The 12,395-nt window shown below is 38.4% G+C and carries 11 protein-coding genes; 4 read left to right on the forward strand and 7 right to left on the reverse strand.

Going from position 1 to position 12,395, the window contains the following annotated elements:
• Nucleotides 1–245 precede the first annotated feature (245 nt).
• Together EG365_RS12570 and rhtC are read left to right on the forward strand one after the other, a co-directional pair.
• On the forward strand, nt 246–3,278 hold the full coding sequence (locus tag EG365_RS12570; RefSeq protein WP_000127823.1) for a DNA translocase FtsK: 3,033 nt from the start codon (nt 246–248) through the stop codon (nt 3,276–3,278).
• Between the two features lie 149 nt (nt 3,279–3,427).
• On the forward strand, nt 3,428–4,048 hold the full coding sequence (gene rhtC / locus EG365_RS12575) for a threonine export protein RhtC (RefSeq protein ID WP_000959259.1): 621 nt from the start codon (nt 3,428–3,430) through the stop codon (nt 4,046–4,048).
• 55 nt (nt 4,049–4,103) lie between these two features.
• Here rhtC and EG365_RS12580 read toward each other — a convergent pair whose 3' ends face one another.
• From EG365_RS12580 to EG365_RS12610, 7 genes are all read right to left on the reverse strand, one after another.
• Entirely contained in the window at nt 4,104–4,733 is a 630-nt protein-coding gene (locus tag EG365_RS12580) for a tyrosyl-tRNA synthetase (RefSeq protein ID WP_030424333.1), read from the reverse strand.
• Between the two features lie 147 nt (nt 4,734–4,880).
• Entirely contained in the window at nt 4,881–5,168 is a 288-nt protein-coding gene (locus EG365_RS12585; protein ID WP_001218560.1) for a PA4642 family protein, read from the reverse strand.
• A gap of 83 nt (nt 5,169–5,251) precedes the next feature.
• Nucleotides 5,252–5,524: a cell division topological specificity factor MinE gene (gene minE / locus EG365_RS12590; protein WP_000896934.1), complete on the reverse strand. Its 273-nt coding sequence runs from the start codon at nt 5,522–5,524 to the stop codon at nt 5,252–5,254.
• Between the two features lie 2 nt (nt 5,525–5,526).
• Nucleotides 5,527–6,339: a septum site-determining protein MinD gene (gene minD / locus EG365_RS12595; protein ID WP_001074362.1), complete on the reverse strand. Its 813-nt coding sequence runs from the start codon at nt 6,337–6,339 to the stop codon at nt 5,527–5,529.
• A gap of 70 nt (nt 6,340–6,409) precedes the next feature.
• Nucleotides 6,410–7,132, reverse strand: a complete 723-nt coding sequence (gene minC, locus EG365_RS12600) for a septum site-determining protein MinC (RefSeq protein ID WP_000763677.1) — start codon at nt 7,130–7,132, stop codon at nt 6,410–6,412.
• A gap of 121 nt (nt 7,133–7,253) precedes the next feature.
• Complete coding sequence (locus EG365_RS12605; RefSeq protein ID WP_001181639.1) at nt 7,254–8,300, reverse strand: hypothetical protein; 1,047 nt, start codon at nt 8,298–8,300, stop codon at nt 7,254–7,256.
• Nucleotides 8,301–8,316: 16 nt separating this feature from the next.
• Nucleotides 8,317–9,243 (reverse strand): acyltransferase, encoded by a 927-nt coding sequence (locus tag EG365_RS12610; RefSeq protein WP_000100965.1) that lies wholly within the window; start codon nt 9,241–9,243, stop codon nt 8,317–8,319.
• A 244-nt stretch (nt 9,244–9,487) separates the two neighbouring features.
• Between EG365_RS12610 and EG365_RS12615 the strand changes: the two genes are divergently transcribed.
• Together EG365_RS12615 and rep are read left to right on the forward strand one after the other, a co-directional pair.
• Complete coding sequence (locus EG365_RS12615; RefSeq protein ID WP_001202415.1) at nt 9,488–10,141, forward strand: OmpA family protein; 654 nt, start codon at nt 9,488–9,490, stop codon at nt 10,139–10,141.
• 193 nt (nt 10,142–10,334) lie between these two features.
• Nucleotides 10,335–12,374 carry a DNA helicase Rep gene (gene rep / locus EG365_RS12620; protein ID WP_000093035.1) on the forward strand — a complete coding sequence of 680 codons (2,040 nt, stop codon included), beginning with the start codon at nt 10,335–10,337 and terminating at the stop codon, nt 12,372–12,374.
• The last annotated feature ends 21 nt before the right edge of the window (nt 12,375–12,395 follow it).

Raw genomic sequence — 12,395 nt, forward strand, 5'->3', positions numbered from 1 at the left:
GAATTTTGAAAATTATACGTGAAATTGCCGACCAATAGCGTTAAATCAATGTGGATAATATTGATCAGGTCAATCGAATTAAGTTATATAACAATATAGAAGAGCCTTATGTTAACAACAACTGTAAAGAATCATGCACCTTTTTTGTAAGAACAGGTGCATAATATAAAGTTCAATCGTTGAAGATCTGAAATGTAGGTCTTCACATCTCTAAACCAATAATTAAATGGGTTACAGGACAGTATATGACTGCGGTGTCAAGTGTTTATGCACAGCGCTTATTGATGACATTATTCTTGGTCTCTTTTGGGATTTATATGTTTCTGGCGACAGTAACATATACACCATTTGATCCGGGCTGGATGCATATTTCAAGTGATACTCAGCAAGTATCCAATGCAAGTGGTATTGCCGGTGCATGGATTGCAGATTTGCTGTTTGGCTTTTTAGGTTGGGCAAGTTTACTTATTCCAATCTTCCTATTTGTTGAAGCGATTCAAGTCTGGTGGCCACATAGTTTTCTAAACCGCCCATTCCGTTATGCTGCGCAGTTCTTCTTAATTCTTGTTGTTTCGAGTTTGCTTTACCTTCACTGGAATGTACCTGCAGATACTTTAGATAATGCCGCAGGTGGGATTATTGGTTATGAGTTGGGGCAAAGCTTATCTCAACTGTTAACAATTTATGGTGCGACATTATTTCTACTTGTTTTCGGAGTGGTATTGTTCACTTTGGCATTTGGGGTGCAGTGGAGCAAAACATGGGTTACGCTCAAAGCAATGCCTGGTTATTTACAAGATTTATTCTATAAAAATGTATCTCCTAACGAATCTGCTTATGACTTAACCACACAGCCTGCGAATAAAGCAGCAACGGTAAAAGTTGCAGAGATGCCTAAAGCAGAAGAAGTTACGGATGAAGTAGAGCTAAATGCCCAACCAGAAAAAGCTCAAAGCAAAGCGAGCTCTACACGACATGATGAAATAGCAGAGCGTTTATTTGCCGACGTTTTAGCTAAAGAACAAAGTCAACCTGAAACAATTGAAGAAAAACCAACTCCTCAGCCAGAAAACTTTGAGCGTACACTTGAGCAAGCCCAACAACTTAAAAAAGACAGTGAGCGTTTAGTGGCTACGGGGGAGGTTTGGCGTGCGTTACAGCGTGATGATGTAAGCCATAAACAAGAAATTGATGCGCTGTTAAGAGCTGCTGATGATTCAAGTGAACAGCCTTCGACTCATGAGCAATTTCAGCAAACAGTTTATCAGGCTAAACAAAATCAACCATCGGATACTCATCAAGGTTTAGATTGGAATGATGATGAGATTTTTGATGAACTACTTGCTGCAGTTCCAAATAGTAAAACGGCAACTGACGTGCATACGCCATTTGTTCAAGATCATCATGTTGAACCAGAAGTTACACCGCAAGCTTCTCAAACATTAGTTGAATCATCTGTACCTGTAACGAATTTAAATCAGTCACCTAAAAATTTATCGAATGAAGAAGTCTTTGATGATTTTGATGACCTATTGATTGATGAGGATATCCCGCCAGCAACTCAACCGATCAAGGCAAGTAGCTATGCGCAATCTTCGGCTTTTGTAAAAGCGCCTATTCAAACTACGATTGGTGCAGAGAAGCTGTCAAAAGAAGAATTTATTGAAGCTTGGCAGGAAACTGCTGGAAAGCCTCAGGATGACCTTGAGGATGAGTTTGATTTTGATGCGCCTCTAACAGATGCATCAGGTCGACCAATGTCTCGTGCCATGCAAGTGGCCAAAAAACGTTTAGATTTACCAACATTACCGGGCTTTGAATTGCTTGATAAGGTTGACCCAAATAAGAAAGTTAACTTTACCGAGGAACAGCTTTCCCGTTTATCTGAATTGCTTGAGATCAAGTTACAAGAGTTTAACGTGAAGGCTCAGGTGGTTGAAGCTCAGCCGGGTCCAGTGGTTACACGTTTTGAATTAGATTTAGCACCGGGTGTGAAAGCATCTAAAGTGACTAATATTTCCCGTGACTTGGCACGTTCAATGTCTATGGCTTCTGTACGTGTGGTAGAGGTTATTCCGGGTAAACCATATATTGGTATTGAAGTTCCAAATAGTGCTCGTGAAATGGTACGTTTGATTGAACTATTGGAAACACCCGCATATCGTGACCCAAGTGCTCTCATTAGTATGGCAATGGGTAAAGATATTTCAGGTAATCCGGTTCTAACAGACTTGGCAAAAGCACCGCATATGTTGGTTGCGGGTACTACAGGTTCTGGTAAATCTGTTGCCGTTAACTCGATGATTTTATCGATGTTACTTAAATATACCCCTGACCAATTGCGTCTGATTTTAATTGACCCGAAACAGCTAGAACTTGCAAACTACAACGATATTCCGCATTTATTAACGCCTGTAGTCACTGACATGAAAGATGCAGTGAGTGCATTAAACTGGTGTGTAAATGAAATGGAACGCCGTTATAAGCTTATGTCGTTCCTTAAAATTCGTAAGTTAAGTGACTACAACCGAAAAGTTGAAGAAGCGCTTGCAAATGGAGAAGACTTGATTGATCCAACATGGAAACCAAGTGATTCAGCGACACAAGAGCGTGCACCTCGTTTAACGCCATTACCATCAATTGTGATTGTGGCAGATGAGTTCGCTGATATGATCATGCAAGTTGGTAAGAAAGCAGAAGAAATGATTACACGTTTGGCGCAAAAATCTCGTGCTGCTGGTATTCACTTATTGCTTGCAACTCAACGTCCATCGGTAGATGTCATTACGGGTCTTATTAAAGCCAATATTCCAACGCGTGTAGCTTTACGTGTAAACAGTAAAATTGACTCACGTACTATTTTGGATGCAGGTGGTGCAGAAGACTTGTTAGGCCATGGTGATATGCTGTTCTTAGGGCCAGGTAAAATTGAGCCAGAACGTGTGCATGGTGCATTTATTAGTGATGATGAAGTTAACCGTATTTGTGATGCATGGCGTGAACGTGGCGAACCAGACTACGTAGATGAGATCTTAACTCCATTTGATGAGGAGCCTGCTTCGCGTGGCTTTGAAGAAGGTGATGGTGGTTCAGACCGTGATGCACTTTATGATCAATGTGTATCGTTTGTTTTAGAAACTCGAAAAGCTTCTACATCTTCATTACAGCGTAAGTTTAGCCTTGGTTATAACCGTGCCGCTCGTATCATTGATCAAATGGAAGAGAATGGTATTGTGAGTGCTATGGGGGCCAACGGTAAGCGCGATATTTTAGTTTAATATCTATAGTTAAAATTAAGCCTCTTCGGAGGCTTTTTTTATGGTTAAAAATAATAATTACTACGGGTAGTTTGAGATTTTATCAAATAGTAAAAAATGCTAATGTGTGCTTCTCAATAAATAACAATGAAACAAATCAGGAGGACAACATGTTAGTCGCGTTAATTACGTTAGCTTTTATTCATTTTTGTGCGCTTATTACTCCAGGGCCTGATTTTTTTCTGGTATCACAGACCGCAGTGAGCCGATCTCGTAAAGAAGCAATGCTGGTTGTTGCAGGAATAACAGCGGGTGTTATGTTTTGGGCTTCTTTAGCATTGATGGGCTTAAATATTATTTTTGAGAAAATGGCTTGGTTAAAGCAAGGTTTACTTATTGCAGGCGGTTTATACCTATGCTGGTTAGGATACCAAATGTTACGTTCGGCATTTTCAAAAAATCAGCAGGAAGAGGTGACAACTGTTGAATTACCGAAAGCGCCGTATTTATTTTTTATGAAGGGATTACTCACCAATTTATCGAACCCTAAAGCTGTGATCTATTTTGGTAGTGTATTCTCTTTATTTTTAGCAAACCCTCAGCTTGATCAAGTTCATTGGCTGCTTTTTATTATTGTGTCGGTTGAAACAATTTTATGGTTCTGCTTTGTGACTTTTATTTTTTCATTACCGAGTTTTAGAGCCGCTTACCGTAATTTTTCAAAATGGATTGATGGTATTTCAGGTGGTATTTTTACCGTTTTCGGTATTTTCCTGATTGGAAACCGATAAATCCAGATAATAAAAAAGCCTCTTTATGAGGCTTTTTTAATTACTAACTTTTAGATCACTTATATAGGAATAATATAACAAAACTGAAAAGAATCAGCAGCCACATGATAGAACCTATAATAATTAAAATGATTTGAGGTGTATTGAATTTTTCTTGCTTAATTGTTGTTTCTATTTGTTTTTGTGCATAATTCAACGCTTTAAAGGCTGGTATTAAAAATATAATGCTGCAGAGAGAGATAAGCCAGTAAGGATCAGGTAGGCGAACCAGTAAAGATGTAATGAGATATCCTAAATACATCCAACCTGAAGAGAAATCATTAATATACCCTTGTTCTTTTGCATAAGTTTTTATCCGATTAAATAGTGAATATAAAAAGAATATAGAAAAAATTGCACGAGCAGCGGGCATAATATTTAACTTATCTTTGATTAGAAAAAATCGCCATGCTTTAAACATCCACCAAATTGGGTATAAGCCAAAGGAAATTAAGGATAGAAAGATAAACTTATTGACACTAATAACTTTTAAATTTTCTATATGATTTGATTTGATTTGATTTGATTTGATTTGATTTGATTTGATTTGATTTGATTTGATTTGATTTGATTTGATTTGATTTGATTTGATTTGATTTGATTGGATGGATTGTGTTTGATTTAAATTAGTAGGTTCTGGATTCATGAATTTATATTTGGAATGAAATAGTGCTGATGACTTTAAGATTATTTTTTATAAAAGTAAATAATTTAGATATTTGAATGAACCACATAATCTATCTACTAAATTTTACTAAGATAGATTATGCAGTCTTATTCAAATAAAAAAAGCTTAAGCAAACTTTGCTAAAACTTCTAAAAACGGCGCTGATTGACGTGGGAATTTAGCAATCACGTCATGGATGCGTTCGCCTTCCGGATTAGTCGCATTAATATCTCGTCCATCTGCAACAAATTTAGTTAAAAGACGTTCATAGTCATTTGGACGCATATGTTTGAAAGCATGGTAGAGCACATGGAAGTCTGCGTTCACACCATTTGGAGGAAGTTGGTTGAGGTAGGCAAAAACACGCTCATCGGACCATTCTTCATTGAAAGTTGCTGGCTGTGATAATGCCATGACAATCTCCTCATTTTAAAAAAGGCAAAATAACTTGCGTTATTTTGCCTTGATTCTGTTTTATTGAATAGTCAGAAATAGAATTATCGTTCTTCAGGTAAATTGATATTCATTTCTAACATTTCGATGTTCGCCTCAGAACGAACTTGCATTTGGATATGCTGTTCGCCTACACCGCTAACATAACGACTGACCACCTGCATGATTTCTTTCTTCATTTGGTCAATCTTGTCTTGGCTTAAACGACGGCCTAAACCTTGTTCTGATGCAACAATGACTTTTAAACGATCTTTGGCAGTTTGAGCACTTGATGGTTTTTCTTCACTGCTAAATAATTTACTCCAGAATCCTGCCATATCTACGCTCCAAATAGTCGTGCTAACCAGCCTTTAGGTTGAGCTGTGATGTGTCGATAAGGGCGGTCTTCGCCAAGAAAGCGAGCAACCAAGTCATCATACGCTTGTCCAGCTTTAGTTTCTGAATACAGAATAACTGGCTTACCTTCGTTTGATGCTTGTAATACACTTGGACATTCAGGAATAACACCTAATGTCGGTACGCGTAAAATATCTTTAGAAATATCATCAATCGTCAGCATTTCCTGACGGTCAGCACGTTCAGGGTTAAAACGTGTAATACATAAATGTTTACGTATACGTCCTTCGTTGTGTTCAACTTTTTTAGTTTTGCTATCTAACATTCCGATGATGCGGTCAGAGTCACGTACTGAAGAAATTTCAGGGTTCGTCACAATGATTGCTTCATCTGCATGGTACATTGCTAAAATTGCACCACGCTCGATCCCCGCAGGTGAGTCACAAATAATGTAATCAAATTCTTGAGAAAGCTCATCAATTACACGAGCAACACCTTCGTCGCTCAAAGCATCTTTATCACGGGTTTGGGAAGCCGGCAAAATGTAAAGGTTTTCGATATCTTTATCGCGAATAAGGGCTTGTTGCAGACGTGCTTCATTATTAATTACATTGACGAAATCATAAACAACACGACGCTCACAACCCATAATTAAATCAAGGTTACGTAAGCCTACATCAAAGTCAATCACAACAGTTTTATGACCACGAAGGGCTAAACCTGTTGCAAAAGATGCACTCGTTGTAGTTTTACCTACACCACCTTTGCCTGATGTTACGACAACAATTTTGGCCACCGAATCCACTCCTATTATGGTCATACATACACCCTTAAAAGGGCTGTTTTTTGGTGATTTGCTTAATAAACTAAAGTTCTAGAGCTTCAAATTCAAGCTCTTGCTTTTCATTTAAATAAATATGTACTGGCTTTTTTACCACATGTTTAGGGATATCATCTGCGACACAATATGTTCCGGCAATGGAAACGAGTTCAGCCTCTAAAGATTGGCAAAAAATGCGTGCAGCAGCGTGCCCACCCGCACCAGCAATGACTCTACCACGAACCGTGCCATAAATATGTATATTTCCTGAAGCAATCACTTCGGAACCACTATTCATGCCAGCTTTTAAAATAATATCGCCTTGGTCTTGTACAAGAGATTGGCCTGTACGCAAAATTTCATCATGATAAGAGGTAATATGGGCAACTGCATTATTATTTAGTGGTTTTTTTGTTTCTACTGAAGCTTGTGCAGAGCTAGGCTTCTCTACAATTGCAACTTGCTCTGCAGTTGGTTTAATACGTTGTAATGGTTGATCTGCCGGTAATACAGGGAACTGAATGGCGCGTGCTTCGTCGCCTAAAATACCGTCAATGACAGCCATAGGCTGTAAGCCCATGCTGACTAACAGCTGAATTAAAGCAATAAGCTCTTGTTCAACAGTACTATCTATAATAACGACAGTTCCCTGATAGGAACCTTCATTTAATATATTTGATAATTGCTGGCGGATCACATCATGATCATTCGTATCGAAGGTTATCCTGCTAAAGTTAACCATTCTGCCGGTAATCCGGATATCAGCCATAAGTCTTCCTTCAAGGCGTTAAAACGAGCTGTAATATCGTTAAGTTTATTGTAAATAGAGCAAATGCTAGAACAAATCGTACCAATTCTCTAGCGTGATTTATAAAAAAATAAATAAATGCTTATTCTTTGATTCGATCATACTCCGCGAGTGTTTGTTGCCACTGTTTAACTTTAACTTGTTTACGGACAGCTTCTAGCGTTTCAAAAACGACAGACTCAACCAGCTGCTCAAGTTCATGGTTATCAATATTTATATGGCTAATTTTTTGAGAAATTAATTGATAAGTTGAATTAGGGTGTGCGGCTGAACCTTCAATTAACGGTTCTATTAAACCAGCACTGATATTTTCACCAAGACGTTGACCAATACTTTGAATTTGTTGCTCAATACGTCCCCCTACAAGTGGAATAAGCCTTAATAATTGTGTTAATTCAGGCGTATCTTGTATTGCTTGATCTACAATTTGTCCGACAGCTCGGGTGATTGCAGGCTTTTGTTCTTTTAAAGCAGTTGCTAAAGATTCTTGTAATAGGGCAGTTAGGGTTACGGTAAATTGTTCACGATGATGATTAACCAAATCATGAATAATTTGTTTATGGCTAGAACTCGTTTCAAGCTCATATCGAATACCGTCAATTACGGTAATCACTACGCGATCCGACAACTCTTCCATAACCACACGGTAATAAAAGAGACCTGTCTTTCTCCAGCTTTCAGGAATAACCGGATAACCAAGTTCGTGTAAACGGTATGCAATAATCCCGGCACGGAATAAACGTAGAAAACGTAGCTGAGGAATAATAGCTAAAATTTCATACCAGTGAATGAAAGGGAAGAAGAACCAACGCTTATGATGTTTATAAACGATAGCAATTCCCCAACGGACCAGTAGTTCAATAATTAGAAAACCAATAAACCAGGCTTCAGAGGTAATAACCCATGGGTGTAAATGGGTACGGTAGAAAGACAATACTTGGGGCAAATGGATATGTTCAAAGAACCATGCCCCAATACTGCTCATTAAAAAGAAGTTGGCTGCAAGACAGAACAGATTGAAAATGATAATAAACACCATAAAGATGTCGTAGACCAAAAACAGCTTAAATGAAAGGCTGCTTGAATCTACACGGTGATATTTCGTTTGCTTTCCGGAACTGTTTTGCATAAAAGTGGATTCTTTTTTAAAGATTCGTAGTCGCGTATTGAGCTTTCATTTTCTCGATGAGCTGATCTTTTTCAGTCCAGAGTTCATGTACCCATTGTTGAAAACGTTCACGGTAAACTGGGTCATCTTCATAATTGCCCCCGAGAACCCAGTCTGGTATTTCAATTTTACGAAGATTGACCGCAATTTTTGAAACGTCACCTAGCCAGAAATCGCCATAACCTGGTACGCCATCAGGGTAGACAATGGTCATATCAACTAAAGCATCAATTTTGTCGCCCAAAATATTTAACGCCAGAGCTAAACCACCTGCTTTAGGTTTTAATAAATGTTTATATGGTGATTTTTGTTTATCGTGTTTTTCCTGAGTAAAACGAGTCCCTTCCAAATAATTTAATAATGTAAAAGGTTGACTTAAGAGCTGTTCACACGCTTTACGTGCTTCCATCATATCGCGGTCTTTGAGTTCAGGGTTTTTCGCGATTTGCTCTTTTGTATGACGCTTCATCATTGGGAAGCCTAAGATTTTAAAAGCTTGACCCACGAAAGGAATAAAGATGAGTTCCCACTTGGTAAAAAAGCGGGTAAGCGGCATACGGGTTAACCCGAAATATTGGTTTACTGTGGTATCAACCCAACTTTGATGGTTACAAGTCATTAAATAACGGCCTTGCATATTCAGATCAAGGTCTTCGTCAATGCTAATGTCCCATTTTAAATTAGGTAAAACATGATCAATCAGCCAATTATTAACACCAAGCCAGCTATTAGTAATTTGAATATTGGTTTCATCAATTTTTGAAGACTTTTTAAATAGCTTTGTTAAACCTAAAGCTAAGACAGGTGGTCCATGAAAAAAAGTGCTACCTGTGATGACTGTACCTACAGTGAGTCCACGTGTAATTTTTTTTAGCGCAGATTGCTTATTGGGTGCAGTTGACATATAAATGGCCCCGAATATCCAAAATCCATAGAAAGTTGTTCAACTATAACTATCGTGAAATGAAATACAACGGTATCTTAGACAACAATGAAGAAATTGTGATGAGTGCACACCTTAAAGTGCATCAAAATATTACAAAAAAATAACTAAACTGTTTATTATTAACAAAATATCAATGTTTTATACTTCCTTTTTGTTTCATTATTCATTCAACAACAAAACACTCAAAGTGAGGAGGCATGCAATGCGTGCATTAGTTATTTCAACAGTGGTAGGGGCAGCAGTAGTACTTTCTGGTTGTCAAACAACAGGTAATAACCTTGGTGGCGTTGAATACGATAAAGCCGCATTAGGTACTTTGATCGGCGCAGCAGCTGGCTACGGTATTTCTAAATCAAATGCAAACTCTAGCCGTCAAAACAACCGTGCTGCGGCAATTGGTGCAGTTCTTGGTGCAGCTGGCGGTTTATATCTTGACCAAAAAGAGAAAAAATTACGCGAACAAATGGCTGGTACTGGTGTAGAAGTAGGCCGTAACCCAGATGGTTCTGTTCAATTGATCATGCCTGGTAGCATTACTTTTGATACTAACAAATCAAACATCAAGCCAAACTTCTATGCAACTTTGGACAAAGTAGCTCAAACATTGGCTGAAGATAACAAGAGCGCGATTTTAGTTACTGGTTATACAGATAACACTGGTAATGACTCTATTAACATCCCATTATCTCAAGCGCGTGCTCAATCAGTTAAAAACTATTTAGCTGGTAAAGGTGTTCCATCTAGCCGTATCGATGCACAAGGTTATGGTTCTTCTAACCCAATCGCAGACAACTCAACTGCTTCTGGTCGTGAACAAAACCGCCGTGTAGAAATCAGCATTTACGCTAAACAATAAGATCTAGTTTATTGTTTCAAAAACCACCTTCGGGTGGTTTTTTTATGGGTGAAGTATAAAAAATAATCACGACATTCTGCGGCGCATAAATTGCATTATTAGACATCATTTATACATATCCGTAGATTTACTATTGGGATTCTAAAAAAGAGATGACTATAATCATGCTCGAAAAATTAAGAGGTAATACACGATGTCATCTGCCAGTCAACTGAACAACAAGCAAGAAGAAGCCATGAAATATACTCAAGGCCCTTTATTGGTGCTTGCTGGCGCTGGTTCAGGTAAAACATCGGTAATTACGCGTAAAATTGCTTATTTGGTGCAACATTGCCGTATTCCTGCGCATCGTATTACAGCGATGACCTTTACCAATAAAGCTGCACGTGAAATGAAAGAGCGTGTCACTAAGCTTTTATCACGTGAAGAAGCAAAAGGTTTGTCCGTTTCGACCTTCCATACTTTTGGTTTAAATCTTTTACGTTTAGAACTTAAAAATTTACCTTTAAAAGCTAATTTTTCGATTTTGGATGCAGATGACTGTAAACGTATTTTGATGGATTTGATGCATCGCGATAATTTATCGGGTGCAGAGAGTAAAGAACTAATTGCCAAGGCAATGAAGAAAATTTCAGATTGGAAAAACGATCTGATTTTGCCTGAACAAGCACATTCGACGTGTGAAACTCCTGAAGATGTCCAGTTTGCCCATCTTTATCAACTTTATGAACGTAATTTACGTGCTTACAATGCAGTTGACTTTGATGACCTCATTGTTATGCCTACCCGCTTATTGCAAGAAAATGCAGAAGTACGTGACAAATGGCAAAACCGTGTTCGTTACTTGCTAGTGGATGAGTATCAAGATACCAACACCGCGCAATATATTTTGGTGAAACTACTAGTTGGCGTAATGGGGCAGTTTACTGCCGTAGGTGATGATGACCAGTCGATTTATGCATGGCGTGGGGCTAAACCTGAAAACATGGCTTTGCTTAAACAGGATTTCCCAAATCTACATATTATTAAACTTGAGCAAAATTACCGCTCGACCAGCCGTATTTTGAAAGCTGCGAACTGTGTAATTCAAAATAACCCGCATATTTTTGATAAAAAATTGTGGAGTGATAAAGGGCATGGTGAGGTCATCAGAATTATTACCTGTCGTAATGATGATGATGAAGCAGAACGTGTAGTCAAAGACTTACTGACTCACAAACTTATGAATGGTAAGAACTGGAAAGATTACGCTGTATTGTACCGTGGTAACTTCCAGGCGCGTGTATTGGAAACACAACTTCGCCAAATGCAGATTCCGTACAAACTCTCTGGCGGTACATCGTTCTTCGCTCGTGCAGAAATTAAAGATGTAATGAGTTATTTACGTCTTATTATTAACCCAGAAGATGACAGTGCTTTCTTACGTATTATTAATACGCCTAAACGTGCGATTGGCCCAGTTACTCTTGAGAAGTTAGGCCTATTTGCACAAGAAAATAATTTGTCTTTACTTGGTGCTTCTTCTGACCAGCGCTTAAGTATGGTACTTCCTAAAAAGGCAGAAACTCAATTGCATGAGTTTGCTGACTTTATCTCGACGTTTACACGTGAGTTGTTGGAAGATGATGAGCCTGTGCCTAAAGTTCGTCAAATGATGAATGAAGCGGGTTATATCGACTATATTCGTGAGCAATCCGCAACGCCTGCTCAAGAGAAAAGTAAGCTCGATAATATCGAGAACTTGTTTAGCAGTATTCAAAACTTAATTAATCGTGCTGAAGATGTTGATGAAAAGAACATTGAAAGTGTGATTCGAAAACTAGTCTTGCTTGATATGTTAGAGCAACAGCAAGAGGAAGAAGACACTGATAAAGTGAACTTACTTACTCTACATGCCGCTAAAGGTTTGGAATTCCCATATGTCTATATTATGGGTCTTGAAGAAGAGCTGTTGCCGCATAAGAACTCAATTGCTGCTGAAACTATTGAAGAAGAACGCCGTCTTATGTACGTGGGAATTACCCGTGCACGTCAAGGCTTAACTTTGACTTTGGCAGAGCAGCGTAAAAATGGTGGTCAAATGAAACAGATGACCCCAAGCCGTTTCCTCGATGAGCTTCCGCAAGATGAGCTCGAATGGTTAGGGCGTAAAAAGAAAATTGCAGCAAATGTTGATCCTAAAGAACAGGCTCAACAATATTTGGCAAATTTAAAAGCTTTATTAAAGCGTTAATTTTTTTAATTTTTAGGAAAT

It is taken from the genome of Acinetobacter sp. FDAARGOS_494 (assembly GCF_003812225.1).
GTDB lineage: Bacteria > Pseudomonadota > Gammaproteobacteria > Pseudomonadales > Moraxellaceae > Acinetobacter > Acinetobacter baumannii.